At 49.9% G+C, this 22,095-nt stretch carries 21 protein-coding genes; all 21 read right to left on the reverse strand.

Annotated elements, in window-relative coordinates:
* Window positions 1-83: 83 nt before the first annotated feature.
* The 21 genes from ABDD94_RS15045 to ABDD94_RS15145 all read right to left on the reverse strand — a co-directional run bounded on the left by ABDD94_RS15045 (window position 84) and on the right by ABDD94_RS15145 (window position 22,094).
* Entirely contained in the window at window positions 84-680 is a 597-nt protein-coding gene (locus ABDD94_RS15045) for a hypothetical protein (protein WP_345952944.1), read from the reverse strand.
* Window positions 680-1,435: a DUF4099 domain-containing protein gene (locus tag ABDD94_RS15050; protein ID WP_345952945.1), complete on the reverse strand. Its 756-nt coding sequence runs from the start codon at window positions 1,433-1,435 to the stop codon at window positions 680-682. The genes ABDD94_RS15045 and ABDD94_RS15050 overlap by 1 nt, the downstream gene beginning before the upstream one ends.
* Before the next feature lie 12 nt (window positions 1,436-1,447).
* Window positions 1,448-2,638, reverse strand: coding sequence for a zincin-like metallopeptidase domain-containing protein (locus ABDD94_RS15055; RefSeq protein WP_345952946.1), 1,191 nt, complete (start codon window positions 2,636-2,638; stop codon window positions 1,448-1,450).
* Window positions 2,616-3,050 carry a M23 family metallopeptidase gene (locus ABDD94_RS15060; RefSeq protein WP_345952947.1) on the reverse strand — a complete coding sequence of 145 codons (435 nt, stop codon included), beginning with the start codon at window positions 3,048-3,050 and terminating at the stop codon, window positions 2,616-2,618. Before ABDD94_RS15060 ends, ABDD94_RS15055 begins: the two co-directional genes overlap by 23 nt.
* Window positions 3,047-3,457, reverse strand: coding sequence for a hypothetical protein (locus ABDD94_RS15065; RefSeq protein WP_345952948.1), 411 nt, complete (start codon window positions 3,455-3,457; stop codon window positions 3,047-3,049). The genes ABDD94_RS15060 and ABDD94_RS15065 overlap by 4 nt, the downstream gene beginning before the upstream one ends.
* A 52-nt stretch (window positions 3,458-3,509) precedes the next feature.
* Window positions 3,510-3,932: a hypothetical protein gene (locus tag ABDD94_RS15070; RefSeq protein ID WP_345952949.1), complete on the reverse strand. Its 423-nt coding sequence runs from the start codon at window positions 3,930-3,932 to the stop codon at window positions 3,510-3,512.
* Window positions 3,932-5,932: a type IV secretion system DNA-binding domain-containing protein gene (locus tag ABDD94_RS15075; protein ID WP_345952950.1), complete on the reverse strand. Its 2,001-nt coding sequence runs from the start codon at window positions 5,930-5,932 to the stop codon at window positions 3,932-3,934. Before ABDD94_RS15075 ends, ABDD94_RS15070 begins: the two co-directional genes overlap by 1 nt.
* A 68-nt stretch (window positions 5,933-6,000) precedes the next feature.
* Entirely contained in the window at window positions 6,001-6,663 is a 663-nt protein-coding gene (locus ABDD94_RS15080) for a hypothetical protein (RefSeq protein WP_345952951.1), read from the reverse strand.
* 18 nt (window positions 6,664-6,681) lie between these two features.
* The gene (locus tag ABDD94_RS15085) at window positions 6,682-12,123 is read right to left on the reverse strand and encodes a helicase-related protein (protein ID WP_345952952.1); all 5,442 of its coding nucleotides are present in this window, start codon (window positions 12,121-12,123) and stop codon (window positions 6,682-6,684) included.
* Between the two features lies 1 nt (window position 12,124).
* Complete coding sequence (locus tag ABDD94_RS15090; RefSeq protein WP_345952953.1) at window positions 12,125-12,340, reverse strand: hypothetical protein; 216 nt, start codon at window positions 12,338-12,340, stop codon at window positions 12,125-12,127.
* 8 nt (window positions 12,341-12,348) lie between these two features.
* Window positions 12,349-13,164, reverse strand: a complete 816-nt coding sequence (locus ABDD94_RS15095; RefSeq protein ID WP_345952954.1) for a DUF4138 domain-containing protein — start codon at window positions 13,162-13,164, stop codon at window positions 12,349-12,351.
* Between the two features lies 1 nt (window position 13,165).
* Window positions 13,166-14,362 carry a conjugative transposon protein TraM gene (locus ABDD94_RS15100; protein ID WP_345952955.1) on the reverse strand — a complete coding sequence of 399 codons (1,197 nt, stop codon included), beginning with the start codon at window positions 14,360-14,362 and terminating at the stop codon, window positions 13,166-13,168.
* Between the two features lie 10 nt (window positions 14,363-14,372).
* The gene (locus tag ABDD94_RS15105) at window positions 14,373-14,780 is read right to left on the reverse strand and encodes a hypothetical protein (protein ID WP_345952956.1); all 408 of its coding nucleotides are present in this window, start codon (window positions 14,778-14,780) and stop codon (window positions 14,373-14,375) included.
* Entirely contained in the window at window positions 14,758-15,372 is a 615-nt protein-coding gene (traK, locus tag ABDD94_RS15110) for a conjugative transposon protein TraK (protein WP_345952957.1), read from the reverse strand. The genes ABDD94_RS15105 and traK overlap by 23 nt, the downstream gene beginning before the upstream one ends.
* 108 nt (window positions 15,373-15,480) lie before the next feature.
* Window positions 15,481-16,644 carry a plasmid transfer protein gene (locus ABDD94_RS15115; RefSeq protein WP_345952958.1) on the reverse strand — a complete coding sequence of 388 codons (1,164 nt, stop codon included), beginning with the start codon at window positions 16,642-16,644 and terminating at the stop codon, window positions 15,481-15,483.
* On the reverse strand, window positions 16,641-17,420 hold the full coding sequence (locus ABDD94_RS15120; protein ID WP_345952959.1) for a hypothetical protein: 780 nt from the start codon (window positions 17,418-17,420) through the stop codon (window positions 16,641-16,643). The genes ABDD94_RS15115 and ABDD94_RS15120 overlap by 4 nt, the downstream gene beginning before the upstream one ends.
* Window positions 17,417-18,079, reverse strand: a complete 663-nt coding sequence (locus ABDD94_RS15125; protein ID WP_345952960.1) for a hypothetical protein — start codon at window positions 18,077-18,079, stop codon at window positions 17,417-17,419. The genes ABDD94_RS15120 and ABDD94_RS15125 overlap by 4 nt, the downstream gene beginning before the upstream one ends.
* Window positions 18,076-18,750: a hypothetical protein gene (locus tag ABDD94_RS15130; protein ID WP_345952961.1), complete on the reverse strand. Its 675-nt coding sequence runs from the start codon at window positions 18,748-18,750 to the stop codon at window positions 18,076-18,078. Before ABDD94_RS15130 ends, ABDD94_RS15125 begins: the two co-directional genes overlap by 4 nt.
* A complete protein-coding gene (locus ABDD94_RS15135) occupies window positions 18,747-19,409 on the reverse strand; it encodes a hypothetical protein (protein WP_345952962.1) in 663 nt (220 codons plus the stop codon). The genes ABDD94_RS15130 and ABDD94_RS15135 overlap by 4 nt, the downstream gene beginning before the upstream one ends.
* Entirely contained in the window at window positions 19,406-21,829 is a 2,424-nt protein-coding gene (locus tag ABDD94_RS15140) for a TraG family conjugative transposon ATPase (RefSeq protein WP_345952963.1), read from the reverse strand. Before ABDD94_RS15140 ends, ABDD94_RS15135 begins: the two co-directional genes overlap by 4 nt.
* Window positions 21,807-22,094, reverse strand: coding sequence for a plasmid transfer protein (locus ABDD94_RS15145; protein WP_345952964.1), 288 nt, complete (start codon window positions 22,092-22,094; stop codon window positions 21,807-21,809). Before ABDD94_RS15145 ends, ABDD94_RS15140 begins: the two co-directional genes overlap by 23 nt.
* Window position 22,095: the final 1 nt, after the last annotated feature.

The following is a 22,095-nucleotide window of genomic DNA, read 5'->3' on the forward strand; positions in this document are numbered from 1 at the left end:
TTAGTTTCATGCAAGTAATTTTCAGACAGTTTCAGCTTTTAGATCATTTGTTTTTCCTGAAATACGTGCGGAACTAGCAGACGCTAAAGCGCTTGCGCAGCTTTCAACTGGTCTAAAAATGTGGAAGCGGCAGGCGGCTTTTGGGTCCGTATACCGATCCGCAGCCCAAAAGCTTTTTCAAACGCATACAAGCTGACCTGTTGGACAGCTAAAATTCGCACCTGCGTTTTCATCTGAATATGTACGGCATCCCCGCTCAAAAGCAGGCTGGTGCCATGCCCCTTTAAACCGGCGGCCACTTTGATATCGGTCAGTGCCCCCAGCAGGTCATTTCCAAAAACGAGTGTAAATTTTCGCTTTTTGAAATTTTGCCGGATCCATTGTAACTGGGCCATGCCGGGCAGGTTGCCCGTTGCGATAAACGACAAGGTGTCCCGCCGGGGATAATGGTCAGCATGTAAGGTAAGAAAAGCTATCGCTTCCATGGCAGAATGGGTAATCACCACTTCCGAGGCAGACCGGTTTCCGCCAAGCCACAGGTTAGCTGTAGTGGGCACTTTATGAAAACCAGTGGTAAAGATCTCCCTGGCGCCACCATAATCAAACACCATTTCGTGCCGGCAATTGAACCAGGCCTGGAGCGCTTCAGGCACGCCAAGCCTGGTTAGGTGGTCATTCATTAACGGGACATGGTATTACCGGGATGTGTATCCCGGGAAAGCGGCAAATTACGCGCTTCCATATCCCCCAGGGCGTTGTCATAACCGGCACTTAACTTCTCCGCTTGGTCATCATGCTTCTGGTTGAAGAGCGCATTTAATCCTTTGTATAAGACATAACTCAGGCCGCCGTCGATCAGGATCGAAGCGACCAACGCGAGCTTATTGGCCCTGATCCCCTGCGGATCAATAGCGGTGTAATCAAATATAGTATGGTCTGGGATCTGCACTTCCCTGCCTTTACGAAACGCCTCCTTTTGAGCGGGTGTCAGGAATTCCCCGTTGACCATATCAGGGGCCAGTATCTTTTCCGTATCTGAGATGATAAATTCCCGGGTTTCCGCGTCGTATTCTACCAACAGTTCTTTTTGACGGGCGATTCCGTCGGGTACCGTAACCAGGAGGTTAGCGACCTCTTTCTGTTGCAGCTGTTTGGCCTCGTTCACACTTAAGAATTCAGGGGCAACCGCTTTGCGGTATACCGGATGGATCAGCAGATTGATCTTTCCCCCAGCATCCGGCTGCAGGGATAATTTGGCATCGAGCGATTTGATCCTGATATTTTCAGCCTCCAGGTTACGGAGCTGTAACAGGCTGGTGCGCCCGCCTGAAAGCAGTGCTTTCAGATCATCCACATTTAACAGGAGCTGGCCTGCTGCGGCCAGCCCAATGGTTTCCAGATCCTTCATCGGGAGCTCCCGTTCTTCAAAATTCATGAAATTCATAACTTATCTTTCTAGTCCTGAATAGGTTTGTTCCTGCCCTTGATCCTGCTCCTGCTCTTCGGTAACCCGCAGTTCTACCGGGTTATTTTTAGCTTCTACCAGTTTGCCAAAGAGCGCGTCGGTGGGCTTCAATTTAAATTTTTCGCCGGTATCGGCTTTTTCCATGTCCAGCATTTTACCTTTTTTACCCAAGACGGTATAGGTCGTATTGTTGTGGACAATGGCATCCCCTTTGGCCAGGGCAGTGTTCACCGTAACATCCTTAGCGGCTGCCACTTCCCGCTTCCGACCGGCACCTAAAATAGCATTGGCTATACGCTGCGCATCTTTAGCGACCCTGGCAATCTCGTACGGTTCTTCCCTGAGCATTCTGACCCAGTTGCTGGTATATGCTTTATGCGGACCAAAGTCATGACCCAGTTTCAGTTCCCCACCAATGAGCATGGCTGCCGTCGCGGCCCTGAATTCTTCTCTGGCATATTCAGCAGAACCGAATTTACCTTCCATGGGGCGGTTCTGGCGGCTTTCATGCCCGGTCCAGTGTGCCAGTTGATGGATAGCGACCTGGTAATAAGCCGTCTCGCTGGGGAACTGGTCTTTTTCCGGCATAAAAATGACATCCCGTTTATGATCATAGTAAGCCTCCTGTCCGCCATCAATAATCACAGCCCCGGACTCACGGATCAATTTGTCCGCTTTTTCTATGGGTGACAGCGTTTGCCCTTCGGCTTGCTTTTCCAGAAACTCCGCTAATGGCGGGATCTTATCGATCTGCGTGCCATTGAACAAAAAGGCAACGCCTTTTTCAGGCTTTTCATACGCTACCAATTTGGTTTGGGTCACTCCTGCTTCATCCGTGATCTTGGAACCGTCCGGCTTGCGGATGGCCTGAATATCGCTGGTTTTAGGAAAGGTGATCATCGTGCCTTTGGAATCCTTTTTGACCAGGTAACCGGCGAAGCGTGCCGCTTCTGCGGTCATCCAGCGCGGATCTTCATGGCCTTTCATCGCCAGTGCCAGGGCATTGAGTGCGCTATAGCCTTTCCCGGTGGTAGGATTGATGGGTTTTACAAAAGCAGGCTGGCCGTTTTCTTTCACCGGTTGTTGAAATGGGGAGGTCCCTGCGCTCAGGGAGGAGATGAGATGGTCTGCCACCTGGGCATAGAACGGTTTAAAATTTCTGGTTTTTTCCATAACGAATAAGGATTTGATAAAGTAATTTGATGGGATCGATGTAACGGTCCCGGTAACGGATGGATAAATGAAGGTGTTCGCCGGTCACGTGCCCCGTCGCCCCGGTAATTCCAATGGGTTCTCCTGCCCTGACGGAATCCTGCGGCATCACCAGGATTCGGCTGAGGTGCCCGTATACAGCGCTGACGGAGCCATGCTGTAACCGGACATTTAAACCAAGGCCATGGTCATAACCGGTACGGGCCAACCCATCCACCATCGCGTAGACCGTATCCCTGCGGGCATACAGATCGACACCTTCGTGCAAGCGGCGTACGCCGCTGAGCGGATGGGTACGGTAGCCAAACGGTGAGTTCAGCCGGAGGTGTTTTAAGGGAAGGCAGACCAGGCATAACCCGATCAGTAATTTCATCGGGTAAAGGCCTTATTGAGTTCAACACTATGGTTTTGTTTCGGCGCTTCGAGCGCACGCTCCCAGATCCGGGGGTTATCACGTGCGATTTCCAGCGCATCCCAGTTGGCCTTTGGGCTCCCGCGATCCTGGAGCAACATGATCTTATACAGCGCCCCAAAGTCTTGCGGCTCCATGACCGTGCCGTTGGTCATCAGGTCATCGAATACCTCCTGTTTGTCCTTGAGACGGAGCAGTTCGGCCGGATGGTAAACAGCCTCCTGGCCATTTTCAAAGGCCACATAGACTTCATGGTTGTGATCACGGTCATAATTGACGACTGCGATCTTTCCCTGATTTTGCAGGGGATCGTTTTTGAGGTCAGGGTGCACCATCACCAGTGTGGCCTGAAGATTCTCATTGTTCATATCAGATGAATGATCGTTTAAAGGCAGGTACAGACAGGCACCCGCCAGAAATTTATCGCCCGGTCTCCGGGCCTCGGTTTAACTGAAGCGCGGCTTCAATGCTAAGTAATACGGCATCCATAAGGGGCGGATGCTGAAGGGCTATGCGAAAGGCCTCCTTTTGATAACCGGAATTTTCTGCATACAATTCCAGTAAGCCGATGCTGAGCAGCGCATTTTGTTCGTATTCGGTCAGGAAATCCCTGTTGGTGTCGGCATACCGGAAGATAGCGTCGGCATCTTTCAGGATCAGCAGGGCCGAGGCATTATAGACGCCTACTTCTTCATCTTCAAATCCTACGTAAAAGTCATCCCGGTTGATGACGGCATAAGTGAGCAAACCGATCTGGCCCTGCCTGCACACCGGGTCTTCTGCCAGATCAGGGTGAACCAAAACAAAGTCTGGCAGCTTAAATAGTGCTTTTTGATTTTCCATTATCTGTTCATCACGGCTTTAATAGGTGTCGTGGGCGCAGGCGGTTGAAAGGCCAGCACCATTTCTTCGATCTCCCGGGTGATCCGGTTGTAATTCTGGCTCAGCTTTTCATGAGTTTTCCCGCCAAAATCATAATAGGTGGGGAGTGACCTGAACTGTTTTTCTTCAGCAGCGATTTCCCTCATATTCAGATTGATGCGGCAATTGACTGCGGAGGTGTCGAACTGCCCTGTATAAACTTCCTGCGCATCGGCAGCAATGACCCCGACCATCTCGCCTGCGTTAAGGGAGGCGATCTTACCTGCCGGAATGAGCGCTTCGAGCTTCTCGTTAAGCGAGGTGGAAGTTTTATTACGGTCTATAGACAATCCCTCCCCTAACTGCTTGGATTTGCCGAACAGCCTTTCCAGCCACTCGAGCGTCTCCTTGTTACGGACAGAACCGGAGAGCACATTACCGATGACTGCGGTGATCGTTGCCGCCGTATCTTTGCCGTATTGCTGGTTGAACTGCGGCAATTCCTGCAGACCCATGAGCACGGCCACTTTATTACTCCTGGCGGTCGCGATCAGGTTCTCTACCTTGTGCACAAACAGCGTCGGCACCTCATCCACGATCAAAGCCGAAGGCAGATTACCCTTGGTATTGATGAGCTTGGTCAGCCGATTGATGATGATGGAATAGCAGGCCGAATTGATATTCTGTGTATTAGGGTCATTGGCCAATACCAGGATGCCCGGGTTCTTCTTATCTGAGATCTTCAGATCGAAATCATCACCGGAGAACACCCAATACGTTTCTTTCGTCGCCAAACGGCTGATAAAGATCTTCAGCGTACCGATCTGACCTTCCAGCTGATTGAACGCCTTGGCATTAAAAGCGGTCATAAAGGGCGAGAGCAAGGCCTTTAATTCCGGTTCTGAGGTAAGTGCATTAAAGATCTCCTCGTAGGAACGGTTCAGCAACGCCAAAACATGAGGCAGGCTGGAGTATTTACCACCGCAGTACTTGCTCATAAAGTAAATGCAGGAAGCCAGGAAGTTGATCGCCGACTGGGTGAAGAACTGATCACTTCCCCCCGATTTATCGCCCTTTTTCAGCGCCTCGACCAACGCTTCGGCCGTTTCTGAAGCATCAGCCAGCGAGCGGATATAATCCGCCCGCCAGGGGTTGATGCGGCGGCTTTTTTCCACCTCGTTGAGGTTCAGCACATGAAAGGTGTAACCTTTCATCTTTCCCTGCTGCCGGGCGAGCTGGTAATGATAATAAGCGATCTGCCCAAGGTCCGGAAATTTGAAATCGTATAAACAGATCGCAAACTCTTTGGCGACCAATTGCCGGATAAAGGGGTTGACAATGGAAAAACTCTTACCTGAGCCGGGCGTACCAATAACCATCGTGCCCCGGAATACATTACAGATATTGATCCAGCCGTGCCGCACTTTTTTGTCATAGTAGAAGAGCATGGGAATATTGACCGAATAAGGCGTTTCCTTTTTCTTCAGGGGCTGCATAAAGCTTTCCGCTTCCGTATTCCATTTATCCTTACCTAATCCAGACTGAATGATTTTGGAGATATTGTCCATGGCAACGCTGCACAACAGCGCCCCCAGGAATGAACAGACCATATAAAACAAGTCACACCAGCTGGTGTACGGCAGCACCCATGGCGAATCCCTGCCCCGGTAAACCATACTTCCGAAAAACAAAACCAGGCCAATCCCTAAAGGATACCCGATATGTTTTTTGGGGTCGAGATCAGTTTTCTTTTTTGCCAGTGTCCCTATACTCACGAGACAGATGAGCGAAAAGGTGGAGAGCTTACTGTAAACCAGTTGGTTGTAGATAGGCAGGCAGCTAATCTTAAAAAGTGCGGAATGAAAAATGCCCCAGAAAGGGGCATCACGGTAAATAAATACAGCAGCTTCCAGCATGAGACTGATATAGATGCCGCATTGCAGAAAGCCATGCAACTTTTGTTGCTCCCTGGTTTCTTCCATAAAACAGGCTTTGAAATGGAAAGCCGCCTGATCGCTTCGGGCGGCTGGTAATTATCGGATGTCCTGCGTTACCGCGAAAGATGTCCGTTTGACTGCTGACCTTCCAAACTGCCGGTATAAAGAAAGGTATGCTCATCGGAAAGCAGCCTGGCCATTTCACGTCCATTGGGAACCGCTGCGAAAATGATTTGCTCGGGCAGTACTGCAGGCGGATTGAAGGGATCGTAAATATGCGGAAAAGGTACCTGCATGACTCGTTTGTCAAGGAAAACACCGGTAACCCCGTTCTCCATCAGCACCTCGCTGAACGGAATAGTTTTCCAGGGATTTTGGGTATCCCGGAATTCCTTACCCTGCGGATCGGCAAAGAAATCCTGACCGGCGATCTGAACGACCGGCAGGTCAACCGGATAGTCCTCATCCCATCCCGGGACAACCCGATCCAGCCGCGCTTTGGTGGCATCGGGATCAACGGCGTCCAATGGATATAGCCAAAAGAGCTTCACCTGTTCAGGCGGATCAAAAAGGTTACCCCAGAATACATTTTTGGTTTGCCGGTCAAACCATAATTCCACATGGTCTTTCAAATAATGCATGTCATTATACCAGTCCATACGGTTTTGCTCGTTGTCCACTTCGATCAGTTCGTGCAAAAAGGCATTGATATAAAACTGTGTACCTTCCAATTCCAGCACCGGGAACGGGCCGTAATACTCACTCCCTAAATCCATAGATGTTATACTTCTTAATTATCGTCTCAATTGGACGGAAACAGTTTCGTCCTGCTCCTCCGTTTTCCGGCCCGCAACCTCTGCGGTAAATAAATGCTCACCTTCCGCCTGTTTCTCCCGCTCCTGTATGTTTCGGTTGATTTGCGCCTCCAACTTTTGCAGTTCCGCTTTTAAGGCAGCCAGCTCCACCTCCTTGGAAAAGGTCTTTCCGGTAAGTTCCCTGACCTGCGGGATCTGTTCTGCAATAGCAGCCAGTTCCTTTTCGTACTTGCCGGCCATGCCGACAACACGGTCAATGGCATTTAAGAAATAGCGGGCCGCCAGTTTCGGGTTGTCGATGTTGGGTGCGCCCGAGTTTTGCATATACTTGATACGGGTGCCCGGACTTTCGGCATACAGGTGGGTCACCATCGCTGCACGTCCGTCTTCGAAGGAGGAGAACTGCCGGCGGACATAAAGTTGAAACCCGTAAAGTTCGCCGATCAACCGGTCAGGCTGTTCGTAGTTCTCCGGTTCATAATTCATATACAGGTCAATAAGCTTCCGGCCAACGGCTTCCGCATCAGCTCCCGGCAAACCCTGCAGCCGTATCGGATTATGTTTAGCGCCATCAGGCGCATAGCTTAATGAAGCGCTATATCTTGCTGCATCGATCTTGACCATCTCCAAAGTGGAAGCCGTACTTTTCTCCCGCTTCTCAAGGTCCTCCAACAAATACCGGCTCCGGGCAACTTCCTTATAATGTGCCGACCGGTCACTTTCCAATACGGCGATTTTCTTTTCCACGCGGGTCTTTTCCAGCAGCGAAGTGTCACCTGACAGGATAGCAATGTACTCGGAAAAGTTCATCCCGCTTTGTTCATCCATCGCCCCTTCGTCAAGCGTCCGCACGGTCAGTTCATTGCTTTTCATCTGGCTGATGAATAACTGCTTGTTCTTCAGCAGGCCAAACTTGTAATTGTCCAGTGACTGTTCGACCGCATAAATGAAGGTTCGTACCTTATTGCCAAAAAACTGCTTGGCCAACCAGTTTCCCTGCCGTGCACCCCTGCCGTCCCGTTGTTCCAGTTCGGATGGCTTCCAGGGAATATCCAGATGGTGCATGGCTACGATGCGTTGCTGCACATTCAATCCGGTCCCGGCTTTTTCCGTACTGCCGATGAGCACCCGGACGTCACCGGCATTCATCAGGCTGAAAAGCTCCTTACGCTTCTTACCTTCCCAGTCGTGTATAAAAGCAATTTTAGCGGATGGTATCGCAAAGTCACTGACCAGTTTCTCCCGCAGCGCATCATACACATTAAATCCATCCGGTTTGGGCGTACCAATATCGCTGAAGATGATCTGTGTGCCTTTATGCCCGGCACTTTCGGCGAAAATGGCGGCAACGTTACGGGCACAGACATTCACCTTATTGCCGGGGTGATCGTCATATCTTTCGGCATCGATCAGGCGGAGGTCAACCGCCATCTTCTTGGCATAGTTCGTGGCCAGGAGCATCCGTCCTTTGTCTTCATCGCGGGATAGCGGGCTTCGTCCCAGTACCGTACCGTCTCCTGTTTTGGCGAACTGCATCAGGCGTTTGATAAAATCCTGCTGCGCAGGTGTGGGCGGGATGTTAACGAGCAACTCCTCAACGACCGGTTTATCCAGGCTGATATGCTTTGCGGTCTTGTAGTCGGTGATCTGATTATAGAAAACGGCCAGTTCAGGCACTTTGATGAAGTGACGGAAGCGTTCCTTAGATTTGATCTCGTTGGTTACCGTGAATTCAAAATCAACGGTCTTCCGTGCAAATACCGCTGCCCAGGCATCGAAGTTGGAGATCTGCTGCCTTTCCAGTTCGTTAGGCCGGAGGTATTTGAAGATGAGGTACAATTCGGTCAGGCTATTGGAAATAGGCGTTCCTGAAAGAAAGGTCACACAAAGATCCGAATTGAACCGTTCCTGCAGCGTACGGATAGCAAAGAGCATGTTCAAGGCCTTTTGACTGCCCGCCTGGTTACCTAAACCGGCCACCCGGTTATGGCGGGTGGTAAAGGTCAGGTTTTTGAATTTATGTGACTCATCAATAAACAAGTGATCCACGTTCATTTCCTGGAAGTTGATCCCGGTGTCTTTACGCGTTTCTATGCCGTGCAGTACGCTCTCCAGTTTGGCTTCCAGATTAGACTTACGCAATTCCAGGCCTTTGAGCATTTTACGGCTCACTTCACCGCCCAGGTCTTGCAGGGTTTCCAGGTCGCGGGTCAGGTTATCCAGTTCCGATTCCAAGATCTGTTTTTGGATAGCAGGCGATTGCGGAATCTTACTGAACTGGTCATGAGTAATAATCACGCAGTCCCAATGGTTGTTCTTCACCTCATGGAAAATACGCTGCCGCCTCGCCGGCTCAAAGTCAGCTTCCGAAGGAGCAAGTATCTTGGCTTTAGGATAAGCCTGGCGGAAGGTCTCGGTGATCTGCCCGATGTTGGCTTTCAGCGCCAGGATCATCGGCTTCTGCACAATGCCCAGGCGTCGCATTTCCATTGCAGCAACGATCATGGTCAGGTTTTTCCCTAATCCTACTTCATGATCAATCAGGGCTCCCCTGTTCTGGATCACGCGCCAGGCAGCATTTTTCTGGGATTCATACAGATCAGTGATCTGGAGTGCCTTGCGGTCAAGTCCGGGAAACTTTAAATGGCTGCCATCATATTCCCGCAGTACATAACAGTTGAAGGTGTCATTATAAATCTTTTCCAGTGCTAACTTCTCGGCATTGGGCAAGTCACGCAGCCATTCGTTATAGTGTTCCCGGATCGTTTCGATTTTCCGGTGCGCGGTTTGGATGGCTTCGGTGTCCGGTACCCGAATCGTTTTATCCCCCATCTGAACCGGAAAAGTTATATGCGGGCTGGTGTTTTCCAAGGCATGCTCCAGCAAGGTATTCCCCCGGATCTTATCACTGTCTTTCGGCGTAACAGCGAACTCCTCATTGGTGATGGTATTCCCTGCGCCGTAAACCACTTTAAATGTGTCGACCGAACGGAAATAATTAATGCTGGTTTCCAGTTGAAACAGCGAGGTGGCGAAACGCTCGTAATAGGAAATGGGCACCCAGCGCTCACCCAGGTTGAAATCTTCAGGATCAAAAGGGATGCGTTCCGGCTGGACCCGCCGGATGGCTGCCAGGCTGCGTGCCAGGTGCAGGTTTTCCGGCTCCCGCTTTACCGCCTCCTCCGCAACAACCAATTTCTCCACAACGTTACCGGACAGGTAATCATCAGTGGTCAACCAGGTAACCGAGGTAGGGTTCAGTAAGATCTGCTTGTCCAGTCCGGAGATCACTTCGCTTTCCGTAAGGCCGGTAGCAGTGCTGATCACACCAAGGTCAATTCTGCCAATATCGTTGAGGCAAACCGCCAGGGCCTCGGTAGGGTCATCCGTCTGAAACACTTCCCGCTTTGAATAGACCGGTCCAAAGAAAATATCTGAGCGGACAAACTGCTCCGCTTCCCTGACCTCCACGGACGAAAGAATTTTGAAGCCAAAAGCGTCGTCAGCCAGTATCCGGTTCCGGTTAGTCCCTTTATTCAATTCCCCGTACAAAGCCAGAAACACATCATAATGCTGGTTAAGTGCCTTACGCAATTCAGGGAACTGTACCCGATGTTCACCTTCCAAAACCGATAGTTCCAGGTAGGTATCCCGGAGGGAAATGTAATCCCTGTAAAATTGCAGTTCGGGTTGGATCTCTAACGGCTTAAAAGAGGCCTCCCCGCCTGATGGTTCACTGATCAACCCTGCCTTGCCTTCGAAGATGACCAGGGTTTCTTTAGTGTAAAAGGGCCGCAAGTCGGTAAATGCTTTGGGCCGGTCGGGCATGAGTCTGAAAACGGGTTCCAACGTCGTATCCCCTTCATAGCGGTAATCATGTGCAAACTGGCGTAACCGAACAGACATTAAATGGAGTTCCGGTCCCAATGCCTGCCCGCTCAGCCATTTCCCCGGCAAGTTGATTTCGGCAACATTGCTGTATAGCTTGTACAGATACCGATTATTCGATTTTGCCCGCGCGGTTAACAGGACGATGCTGTCATGAGATGGCTTTGCCGTAGTTCTGACGGTACTGATGACCCGGGCGGTTGCCCTGTCCATGAGGCTTTTGTCGAGATCATCCAAATAGGCCTGGGCCGGATTGAGCACCGGGGATACCACATCAAACAAACCCAGTTGCCCGATCATATCCAATGGTTCCACTGCCTGCGGTACCGGCAAAAAAGTGAGCTGCTTAGCGGCCGCCTTTCCTTCTTCAAAACGAATAGCCTCCCATTTGGCCATATTAAAATTGACCAGACCGGTGACCAGCACGCTTCGTAAATGATCTTCGATATCTGGCAGTTTCCCTGACTGCCAGACCATGCGGGTCGCCTCGCCATAAGCATTGGTACCTTCGCGGATCTCATTACCTACTGACAATAACGGCTGCTCAGCCAGGTAGGCATTCAAGGTGTACTTTCCAAAGTTATTTTCCCGCTCAACGGTGTTCAGCAACAGGCTTTCCGCTTCGGTCAGCGTATCCTTCTCATTGTTCTTTTGTACCATGATCAGGTGCGTGCCGACTTCCACATTGGCATTGTCCTTCATCAGGTTGGCCGGTAAAGCGGCGACGCTCAGCAGGTCGGCCGAAGTGAATAGGTATTTCCGCGCAGTTTCATTGGAAGGACTGTTCAGAAAACCGTCTGTAACCAGGAAGGCCATGATGCCACCATCGGCGATCTTATCCAGTCCTTTTGCAAAAAAGTAATTGTGAATTCTGGAAGTAATACCGCTGTTGTGATAAGCAGGGTCATGAACGGAAAAGTTTCCGAATGGAATATTACTGATGACCAGATCAGACTGCCCCTTCTCCGTTACAGGAGTTTCTTCGAGCTTTTTCACCTGCACGGTCACCGGTACCGGTTGGGCAGAACAAATGGCGGTAAGGATCTTACCCGTCATGAGGTCTTTCTCTACTGCCGTAACGCTTTGCAACCCCTCTAATCCCCTGATCCCTTCCTCCACAAACACGCCAACCCCGGCGCTGGGTTCGTAAAGCCGTTTAGGCATGATGCCCTGGTCAGCCAGGGTCGAATAAATGATCCGGGGAATTAGCGCAGGCGTATAAAAAGCCGTACTGACACTGTTTTTGATGGAGTCTACGACTTGCTTATATTCCTGGTCAGACAATTTTTCCTGGAGTAAGTTGTGCAGCTCCATGATCTGGGGATAAAGTGCGAGATCGGCCTGGGAAGCCTTTAATTTGAACCATACCTTTTTGTCGCCGAACGGCAACAATACCGTCTTCAGCCCCCCGAAGCCGGCATATTGCTGCAACACCTGCAGTTCGTCTTCACTTAGAGGCTGGCCTTTGAAATCCAGCGCGATGCGGATGGCGGCTATATTGGCGGCCATCTGCTTTCCCGGGTTGAAAGCCATGTCAGTCCTCCTGTAAATAATCCGCTATTGTACCGGTCACCTCGTACCTGAGAAACCGGTCATCCTCATCCAGTCCTTTGATCAAAGGCGCACAGATTTCGAGGATATTGGTGAGTTCATAATGTAAAATGCCGTTGTTTGAAAAGCGCAGATAGGTATGCAGAAACTCTTCTTCCAATAGCATTTTCACATAATCGTAGGCTAAGGTATCCGTCATAACATCAGTTAGTTCGGCAGGGGGTCTGCGCTTAAAATGTCCTGGTAAGAAAGCCGAAGGGTAATGATGCGGCCGGAAGGCTGCTGCTCGCTGAGTTCAATCTTCAACACCTTATTTCCAGGGAAAGACAATTTCTTCAGTACAAAAACATTGCGGTATGATTTCGCAAAGGATGGAACAGACAACAGGGTAAACACCGGCCGGAGCTCCACCGATTGCACGTTGGAGGCCTTGGTCACCTTTTGATCGTCCACCTTGAACCGGAAGTCCTCTATCGCATATTTCAGGTTCGTTTTATTTTTAAAGGAAACATCCAAAAAAAAATAATCGTCAAAGGCATAGACCTGGTTGACCTGACCTTTCATTTTAAAGGCGTTGGTCTTTTTAACCTTGGCGGCAGCTTTACGTGAGATCAGGTCGAGCGCAATGCGCTTCAGCTGGTTCTGCGACAGGCTGACCCCTGCAATGTCCAGCGGCCTGGTATCGACAGGTTCTATATTGATCTGCGCCGGAGAATTCCGTTCACCGGGAACAACTTGATACTGGGCTATAAATTTTTCACCGGCAATCGTAACTATGCCACCGTTAAAATGACCCACACTGTCCCTTAACCGCAAACGCAATACATTTTTGATGGGCAAATCCCCTTCCAGCTCTTTGGTGGATATATCCGCGTACTGGATCGGTTCGGGTGAGACAAAATGCAGGGTAGCATTTCCAGGCAGGTAAACGAGGCGCAAACCGTTTTGCGCGTATGTAACCGAGCAAAGTAAAATCAGCGCGAACACTACAATGCAGGGCACCATGAATCGTAATTTTTTCATATTAATACTTTTTTTGAGCGTTTTGCAATGCTTCGTTGTCGATCAGAAAGAGATAAGAATTGTACTTCAGCTTCGCCTTGTTCTTTCGGATCAGGTCCGCGATCGCTGAAGTAGCGGACTGAAAGAATTTACCCGCTGCACTCATGATGAACTGGTTATTATCAGCGCCGCCATCCAGGGTAACCCCTTGTACAGAACTACCGCCCAGGTCTTTGGTAAATTCCCGGAATGCGGAAGAGGGCACATAAAGCCCGGCCATACCGTCCAGGTCATAGGCCTGCAGTTTGACCGGCAGGATCTTCCCCTCCAGTAAGACAGAGGTCACGGTAAGCGCAACCCGCTGCTCATTGAACCCGGTGATCTGTGCATACAGGTAAGCCCCTTTAGGTACCAGCGTCCCCCCGGCTTTGATGGCTTCCAGGAGTTTGAGTTTGATCCTTGACCCGGCATAACCGGTCACGTTCTCCTCAATGGCCGCACTGATAAAGCCGGTCTCCCTTTTTGGAAATACGGAATTGAAATTCCGGGAAGGGGCATCCGCTCTGACGACGGGCAGTTTGACTTCCTGCGCTTTTAAGGCATCCGCTTGGGCTACAGCCGCATTTTTCAGACGCTCCGCTTTCCGTTCCGGGTCATTGGCTTTGCCCATGCTATCCATATAGGCCATTTGCTGTTTGAAGACCTCCATGGGATCTTTTTCCTTCGGCTGCGAACCAGCAGCCGGCTCTGCCCGGCTGACTGGTCTCTGCCGGTTCAGTTCCGCAATGGCACCGGCGATTCGCGGATCAGCGTCGCCTCTCCAACGATGGTTTCTGGAGACCGGTTCCCTGCCAGCCGATAACTGAAATTTCGCTTTCATTGCCCTGTCGATGGAATCCAGCGAACGGGCGGACATCACCGGGTTGACTGAGCTTGCCTGAAAAGCCGGATCTGAGGAGGCCTCACCGGGTATGGCGCTCACTGCGCTGTTTCCTTCCGCCTCTTTGTAGGTATTGCGATAAGTATCCAGTTTATCGGCCATCTGTTTCTTTTGTACATCGGCCGACACCTCGCCTACCGAATGATTCAAGCTGGCGTTGGTATTGACCCCGGCCCTTGGTTTATTGAAACCGCTTTGCCAGACATAAAAGAAAAGGCAGAGAAAAGGCAGCAGAATAAGGGGCAGCACATACTTGGGCTGCATAAAATTGATTTTCATGTGATTGGAATTAATGTTTAGAAAGCTGCTGCAACCGGTCAAGAGCGGCGATCAAACGGCTGCTGTCAGCAGCAGATAAGTTTTTCTTCGCGCTCAGGCTGTCCACCTGTTGTTTAAGCACCACAATCTCCCTGATCTTACCGGTCGTTTGCATGATCTGACCAAAGCCGTCTGAAATTGTGGTGACTTGCACGGGTGTCAGTAAAGCCACTTTTTCGCGGTGACGAAACACCGTAAAGGAAAGCACCAGGGAAACCAGCAGCAAGGCGATCATGGCGTAAAAGGCTATTTTGGAATGAGACCTCAACAATCCGATGCCCCAATCTCCGGCCAGTTGATAATAAGCACCAAACTCTTTACGCAACTCCGTTAACAGCGTATCCCTTGGATCGCGGTTAGAATGAATTTTTGGCCACATCCTGCAGGTCTTTATTTTCAAGGGTTTTCCACCCGGTGATCAGTACACCGTGCGGGTTATTATCACTTCGGGGGATATCTTTGAGATAGCCTTCCGTGATCAGGGACCTGACTACCGTAGAGCTGCGCCGGTCGATCCTCAGTTTGCCATAATAGCGGAAATAAGATCTGTCGCCATCCAGCACAATGGAATCGGTTTGCAGTGTAAGCACGGAACTGGAGGAAAGAATGGAATTAAAGAAACCATTTTCCTTCAGGTCATTGTACTGCTTCATACCGGATTCATCAACCAGGTACATGGCTTTTTTCATTTGGTATTCCATGTATTTATCATCGGGTGTCAGCGAGAAAAAGAGACTGTGAAAAAGATTGACGTGCGAGCGGTATTCTGCCGGCCTGTTCATTTGGGCATCGGTTTGTCTGGCCAGGACCGGCACATTACCATCGAGTATATAGATGCTTTTCCGGGCATTGGCCACCATCCGGTAGGCATACAGACTATTGATGCCAACGACAATGATGGCCATGATCAGGCTCCCGATAGCAATGACCGTAGCCAGCTTAACCTTAGCTTCAATGTTTTTAATGATCATAAAAATTCAACATTAAAAAAGCCGCTATGCAAGGCATGCGGCTTTTTGATTCAGAAATTAAACAGTTGAACACTTCAACAGTAGCTGCTTTGAAAGGGTTTCAGGATACTACAACACCTTACCAGCCACTTTTTTGACAGAGCCAAAAACGGTTCCGGCACTTCTGCCAAAAGTGGAGCTGGCAGAACTGATTCCTGAAGTAGAAATGATCCAGGTGGAGATACTGGGTACGGTGAACATACAAATGGCACCTATCAGAAAAACGATGATGACGGTTCCAAAAGAGAGCAGACCGTTCCCGGCAAACACCGCCATCTTTTCAATATTAGCACTAAGCCCAACCTCGCCGACCAGCTCCTTGTATTTGCTGATCTCCGAGGTCATGGCATATTCCTGCATCAATCCGCAAAGGTACATGATCAGATAGGCGATCCCGGAATACAGGTTAACAGAAACAAAACGGGCGACCCAGGTGCTGAAACTGTCCCGAAAAGCTGGCAGGATGCTGACCGCGACAGCGAATGGACCAAGGATGATGAGGATGGTCGAGTAAATGATCTGGATCATAAAAACGACATAGACCGCAAGGCGTAGTATCCAAATCCCCAGGAGTTCCAGTAGCTGGGTAAACAACATTTGCAGGCCCACCGTGAGTCTGGCTTTCAATTCCAACAGCGGTATGACGACGGTGCTGATCCCCTCCTTGACCGTACTGGTCACCGAATCCCAGGCCTGTCCGTACCAGGTATCACTTTCCTTTTCGGCCACTTCCGTCTGCGCCTGAAAGGTATAAAGCGAATTGGCGACTTTAACCATCAGGTCTGCCCTGTTCAACCGAAGATTGTTAACGAGTGTTTGCTCACTCATAAACATCTGCTCGGTCTGATTGGCGACCAGGTCGGTAGGAAAGGCGATCATTTTCACAAAGGGCCCCCACCAGAGAATGATCATGGCGAGGCCAAAAGGCCGTAACAAAGGCATGACCTCCAACTGCTTGTCACCAACCATCATCTCATAGGATTTAATGGCAAAAAAGATGATCATAAAGATGGCGGCAAGCGCCTTGGCATCCGTGATGAACAGGTCAAAGTGCGACCAGACCGACTCCTTCAAGCCTTTCAGAAACACCATGACACCACTTTCATAAACGCCGTCTCCCTGAAGGAATTCATGCGTTTTGGTATCCACAGCTGGCACACCACCACTGCTTTGCGCAAACGCGCCGCTTAAGCCGCCTAAAAGCAGCAACAGCAAGATGATGACTTTTCTCATTGGACGTGGCTTAAAACTTTCCGAGCGATCTGCACATCAGACTGTGGTGTCCAGGCACTGACCGCAACATTACCGGACTTCAACCGCTCCTGTTGCCTGGTCATGTTAAGCGTAGCTTGTGCGGAGGATGTACGAATCGCCCATACCCCGGCCAATGTCCGGTACTCCAGCAGCAAACGATGGTACGCCATGATCCTGGCACCCCGGTCCATATCGGTCGTATGTGCAGCCTCTACCCTTTCCCGCAGCATTTTCAGTTCGTTGGCATACCAGCCGACCAGCCCTTCGGTCACTAATTTAGTGCTTACTGCCGGCGACAATCCATTCAGTATTGCCGTGACTGAATAGTTTAAAACAGGACTTAACTGGTCATTGTAATATAAGCGCCAAAGCGGATCCGCCGCGGTGAGCAGACCGGACTGATTGGCGATCTCCGATAAAGCCGTATTTCTGATGGTGTCGGATTGCAATTTGTATTTATGATCGATGCTATTCATCGTGCCTACCAGCGCCAGGCGCTGGGTTTGAGGGCCTGTAGCACTCAGCGGCCGCCGGTCAGTATGATGATAGTTCGGGTGGAACAATCCCCAGGTTAACCAGTAATAAGGGTTCAAACTCAGAAATCCTGCCTTAGGTGTAAATTTGTTCTGATCCCACTGCGCGAAGACCATGCGCTGCTGCTGATAGGTGATCGCCTCGTCCTTGACGGACTGCTGGGCGTGACAAAGCCGAAATAACGGCACCAAAATGATGGTTAATAAAAGGCGGAACGTCATGGTTTTAAGTATTTAGCGTTTCGGATGATCTGGTCCACATAGGACCGATCCTGATTGATAAAACCGGCGTAGGGGTTCACGGAAGCCATGATACCGCGTTGCTTAGCCCAGTACATGGCCTTCCATGCCCCGTAGGCCAGGCTGTCCAGGAGCTGCAATTGCTGTGTGATCCGGCGCAGGAGCTGGTCGCGTGCGTTGTAATCAGCCAGGACGTTATCCCCTTCCTTCAAAACGAAACCGGATACATCACCAACCAGTGCCAGCGAACGTGTACGCATCTCGGCCGCCATGCTGTTTGCGAATACTAACAGGTACGGTTCATCCCTGGCCAGGGTCATAGCCTGGTTGATATAACCGGTCATGTCGGCAATGATGACGGCCATATTGCGGACCGCAAGCCCGTTCTCTAAGGCTGAATTGACGTTAGAAAGCCCCTGATAGATCATGGTCTGCGCCAGGACAACGGAACCTACATTGGTGTTCAGGTTGTCAATGCTGGTGTTAATCTTATTCAGATAATCAGCATGCGTAGTCTCGGCGCTGCTTCGCACGGCGGCGTTCTGCGTGACTGCCATAAAATGCTTTGCGTCGAAAACGACCTGTTGGGCGCTTACTGTACTTATACGAAAGAACAGCAAAGCAATTAGCAGGTACTTCATTTCAGGTATCTGGCATTTTGAAGGATCTCTTTGCCAATGGATACATCGGCATCGATAAAATTTTGAAATGGATTGGCGGCCTTAAACAGGGCGGCAGCATTGGAATACTGCATCATACGGGCCATGTTACCGGAAAGATCCTGAATACGGCTAAGCTCGGCTATCACAAAATCGAACAAGACTTTACGGTCCGAGGCTTTCATCTGGTTGACCTCTCCAAAGGACAACGATAGCCCCGTTACATAGGCAATGAGACTTTGCGCCAGTCGGGCAAACTGCAATTGTGATTCATAACCAATAACGATCAATGCAGGATTCCTCCGGGTCAATTCCAGCACCATGGCCTGATTGCTGACAATGCGGTTGAGCATCGGCGCTGCATAAATGCCGATGTTGGCAGCGCTGATTAAGGTACCCAGCATATGATATCGCTCCTGTAACTGCCGGTAACTTTTTTTCACTTTTTCCAATAAGGTCAGGTTGGCCTGCTCATTAGCGGTGGTCACCGCCTGCCTGGTTCTGGCACTGACCTGCAGCTCATACTCAGCTTCGGACTGACCAACCAACTGGTGTATTCCAGGGATATTAAGCCTGCTTTTTTGCGCATACCCCAACCCGCACCAACCAAACGAAAAGATGGACAGTGCAATAAACTGCATTAATTTTTTCATGGCTTTAAATATTTAGCGTTATTCAGCACCTCAGTCGCGATCCTGACGTCCTGGTTCTGCCAGGTGGCCCATGGGTTTAAGGAGCGAAAGATCCCATTGACTTTCGCCCAGTACATGGCGCGGTTCATGCCATAGGCAATCCCCCGCAGTATGTGCATTTGGGTAGCGATATGATTAAGCAGCTTACCTCGCTCTCCTGAATCCATCAGGTTATCGTTGCCGCCTTTTAACACAAAGGCCCCAACATCGGCAGCCAGCAGTGTCGCACGGGTCTGAAAGTCACGGGCACCTTGCTCAGCAAATAGTAACAGGGCGGGATTGGAACGGGCCAGCTTTACCGCGGACTCCACATCTTTGACAATATCAATTCCACAGTCCGCTATTTCTTTGACCGTGTTGAGGTTGTTCATAATGGAAGCCACCTGGCTCAATCCCTGATAGATCCGGCTTTGCAGATTGTTGACCACGACCAGTTGACCACTCACGGCCATTTGACCACGCTGGATCAGATCAAGTCTACTATTGGTCGTATTCAGCTGACCATTGATCGTGGAAGAGTTAGCGGCTATGGCCGCTGAAACAGCCGGATCCACTACGAGGGTCTGGGCTGATGCCATACAAAAGCTAGCACTTAGCAGAAGGGTTAAAAAGATTTTCATGCCAGGTAATGCTGATTGATGTAAGTGATAAAAGCGGACAAGGATATACCGCTTTCCTGATAATCGCTGATAAAAGCATCAACTCCCTTTCTATAGTTCCCAAACCTTTTGATGTAGGTCTCCACTGCAGTCTTTTCCGGCTTTTCGGTCGTATAGCTGAGGTATTGTGCCAGCGACACCTCCACACCATAAACCTCCCCAACAGCACCACGACGGATGTAAACTTCCTTGAAGCGGCCACGTCTTTCGGTGTTGTCCAGTTGGTTAATGGTAAAGATTTTTCGCCGCTCGGTTTCATTGATGGATAATAAGGCAGCTATCTCCTGGTAGTTGTCTTTGAACTTGGTCTGATCCAGCAGGCAGATGGTATCCGAGTTGTTGATAATACTATCCTTGACGACCGCGTTCCCGATAATATCGCCCAGTTCCTGGGTCACCACGATCGCTTCTCCCCAAAACTTCCGCACCGTTTTATAGAGATATAATAAGTAGCCGGCCATGAGGGGACTGGCAATGGCCTTCCAGGCTTCTTCAACCACCAGGGTCTTTCTCCGATCGGACCGATACCGCATCTTTTGCAGGAACACATCCATGATGATCAGCGTGACTATAGGAAATAGAATCTTGTGCTCCTTAATCGAATCGATCTCAAAAACAATAAAGCGTTCTGTAAATAGGGACTGATCGGCGTCCTTGTTCAGGATCGGTGCAAACTCGCCACCTTTGTAAAACTTCTTCAGTACATAGCGGAATTCATCAAAGTCAAATGGAATCCTTTCCAGCTCCTTGATCTCCGGGATCTTGACTAAGGCAAACTCATAAAAAGTATCAAATTTCAATTCACCCCGGGCTGCAAAGAACTGGCTGTAATAAGCCGAGATCACCTGCGCTATAACATCCCGTTCAACCGTACTGAAGGTACCATCCGCCCCTTTCCAGGCCACCCCGATCAGCGTACAGAGAAAATCTTTTTTTTCAATGTTGTACTCTTCCTCGGCTATCCGAAATGGATTCATGGTGATAGGTGCCTGATCCGTATAGGTGATGTACTTGCCTTGGTAATAGGAACATAGGCCCGAATAGGAATGGCCGGTATCAACGATCACCATGTCCATATTGTAGAGCATATACTGCTCGATCAGGGCATTCATGAAAAAGCTTTTCCCTGAACCACTGGGCCCCAACACGAACTTGTTCCGGTTATTGATCCGGCCCGTCCGCATCGGCAGGTCAGCCGGGTCCATGCGAACAGGGATACCCTGCCTGTCCGTGAAGCGGATCAAAAATTCGGAGGGTTCGTCTTTAGGCAGCGACTCTTTAAAGAAAAAGCACAAGGCCGCGTCAGCCGTCGTTAAAAACCAGTCATAACCTTTGAGTTCTACCCCATTTCCCGGTAATGCACTACGAAATAGTTCCAGCTGATTGTAGGCGTTCTTACTGGGAATAACACCCAGATGAAAAAGGGAACTTTCCACAAAGTTGGCGGCTTTTGCGAGCGCAGTCGGCTGGGCACAAATCATCACAGTAAAGTGACAGTTAACTAAGCGCTGGCTTTCCCTGGCGACATCATTCAGCAGCTGGTCAATGTCTTCCACGCATAATTGATTGGCAGGGTCCGGTATACCGGCATGCCGCTTTTTCTTTTGTTCCAGTTTACGCAGGGTACCAATCTGATTAGGGATATCAATAAGTTGATTAAATACGATGACTTCGCTACCGGGCACATTAAACAAAAAGGAAAGAAAATCGACCGGAAAGCCGCGGATACTTTCCTTCTCATTTAGTTCATTATAACTGGAAACACTTGGGGGCAGGTCAATACTATCGGGGTTCACCAAACTGATGCAGCGGACCGTCTTGTCGCCCATGCCGATCTCCGTAGCCGAGGGAGACAAATTATTCAAAGTAATCACCGGACTGTCAAATGACATACTGAGCATTTTCAATACCAGCTGATTCAATTGTGGTTCCCGGAGGTCTTTGCCTGTCGGCAAAATTTCCAGCACCTTGGCGACGATTTGCCGGAATTCGCGCAAAAGCCTCGCGTCATAGACATAGAAGGCACCTTTTTTCAGCTGCCTGGTAATGGTCAGATAAGTGCTGATCTGCAAGCAATCTCTTCCTTTAAAATGAGCATTATACTGCTGTTGCAGAAATTCATCTGCATGGCCCGGATCATAGGGGGAACGGCTGATCACATCCAGCTTTTGCAGCAGGTAACCATCACCCAGGATCTTGACCACATTACTCAGCAGGTGATGAAATTCATCGTACCCTGCCGGATGGGCGGAATACCGAACCACCGGGTTGGTCATTTCGATCACCACCGATAATTCACCGGCATTGCCGATCAGCAGGTCGAAATCCACGCCTTTATCCACCCCAGCATAAGGAATGTTAAATAAGTTTTTTACGGCCATAATGGTTGAGGATAAAAATTCGGGTGTCACGACGTTTGCTATGCAATCCGCCTTTTTGCTTGTGTGCCGTAAAAAGCAGGCCACCCAGGATGCAACTAATCAGCATAACTGCGCCTAGCCACATACTGACTAACGACATGAGCAACGCGCCGGAGACCAGGCCGCTTAACAGGGAGGCAAGGCCCCAGTAGATAAATTTTCCCTGGAAGCCTTTAAATACAAGGGGTTTTTGAAGCCCCTTGTAAACAGCAAATCTCCTGGGCATT

Origin of the sequence: Mucilaginibacter sp. PAMB04168, from assembly GCF_039634365.2 — a bacterium.
Classification (GTDB): Bacteria; Bacteroidota; Bacteroidia; order Sphingobacteriales; family Sphingobacteriaceae; genus Mucilaginibacter.

What these genes read in the sequence shown, in the direction of transcription:
- ABDD94_RS15045 (WP_345952944.1), bottom strand. Translation starts at nt 680, where the DNA reads ATGAATGACCACCTAACCAGGCTTGGCGTGCCTGAAGCGCTCCAGGCC.
- ABDD94_RS15050 (WP_345952945.1), bottom strand. Translation starts at nt 1,435, where the DNA reads ATGAATTTTGAAGAACGGGAGCTCCCGATGAAGGATCTGGAAACCATT.
- ABDD94_RS15055 (WP_345952946.1), bottom strand. Translation starts at nt 2,638, where the DNA reads ATGGAAAAAACCAGAAATTTTAAACCGTTCTATGCCCAGGTGGCAGAC.
- ABDD94_RS15060 (WP_345952947.1), bottom strand. Translation starts at nt 3,050, where the DNA reads ATGAAATTACTGATCGGGTTATGCCTGGTCTGCCTTCCCTTAAAACAC.
- ABDD94_RS15065 (WP_345952948.1), bottom strand. Translation starts at nt 3,457, where the DNA reads ATGAACAATGAGAATCTTCAGGCCACACTGGTGATGGTGCACCCTGAC.
- ABDD94_RS15070 (WP_345952949.1), bottom strand. Translation starts at nt 3,932, where the DNA reads ATGGAAAATCAAAAAGCACTATTTAAGCTGCCAGACTTTGTTTTGGTT.
- ABDD94_RS15075 (WP_345952950.1), bottom strand. Translation starts at nt 5,932, where the DNA reads ATGGAAGAAACCAGGGAGCAACAAAAGTTGCATGGCTTTCTGCAATGC.
- ABDD94_RS15080 (WP_345952951.1), bottom strand. Translation starts at nt 6,663, where the DNA reads ATGGATTTAGGGAGTGAGTATTACGGCCCGTTCCCGGTGCTGGAATTG.
- ABDD94_RS15085 (WP_345952952.1), bottom strand. Translation starts at nt 12,123, where the DNA reads ATGGCTTTCAACCCGGGAAAGCAGATGGCCGCCAATATAGCCGCCATC.
- ABDD94_RS15090 (WP_345952953.1), bottom strand. Translation starts at nt 12,340, where the DNA reads ATGACGGATACCTTAGCCTACGATTATGTGAAAATGCTATTGGAAGAA.
- ABDD94_RS15095 (WP_345952954.1), bottom strand. Translation starts at nt 13,164, where the DNA reads ATGAAAAAATTACGATTCATGGTGCCCTGCATTGTAGTGTTCGCGCTG.
- ABDD94_RS15100 (WP_345952955.1), bottom strand. Translation starts at nt 14,362, where the DNA reads ATGAAAATCAATTTTATGCAGCCCAAGTATGTGCTGCCCCTTATTCTG.
- ABDD94_RS15105 (WP_345952956.1), bottom strand. Translation starts at nt 14,780, where the DNA reads ATGTGGCCAAAAATTCATTCTAACCGCGATCCAAGGGATACGCTGTTA.
- traK (WP_345952957.1), bottom strand. Translation starts at nt 15,372, where the DNA reads ATGATCATTAAAAACATTGAAGCTAAGGTTAAGCTGGCTACGGTCATT.
- ABDD94_RS15115 (WP_345952958.1), bottom strand. Translation starts at nt 16,644, where the DNA reads ATGAGAAAAGTCATCATCTTGCTGTTGCTGCTTTTAGGCGGCTTAAGC.
- ABDD94_RS15120 (WP_345952959.1), bottom strand. Translation starts at nt 17,420, where the DNA reads ATGACGTTCCGCCTTTTATTAACCATCATTTTGGTGCCGTTATTTCGG.
- ABDD94_RS15125 (WP_345952960.1), bottom strand. Translation starts at nt 18,079, where the DNA reads ATGAAGTACCTGCTAATTGCTTTGCTGTTCTTTCGTATAAGTACAGTA.
- ABDD94_RS15130 (WP_345952961.1), bottom strand. Translation starts at nt 18,750, where the DNA reads ATGAAAAAATTAATGCAGTTTATTGCACTGTCCATCTTTTCGTTTGGT.
- ABDD94_RS15135 (WP_345952962.1), bottom strand. Translation starts at nt 19,409, where the DNA reads ATGAAAATCTTTTTAACCCTTCTGCTAAGTGCTAGCTTTTGTATGGCA.
- ABDD94_RS15140 (WP_345952963.1), bottom strand. Translation starts at nt 21,829, where the DNA reads ATGGCCGTAAAAAACTTATTTAACATTCCTTATGCTGGGGTGGATAAA.
- ABDD94_RS15145 (WP_345952964.1), bottom strand. Translation starts at nt 22,094, where the DNA reads ATGCCCAGGAGATTTGCTGTTTACAAGGGGCTTCAAAAACCCCTTGTA.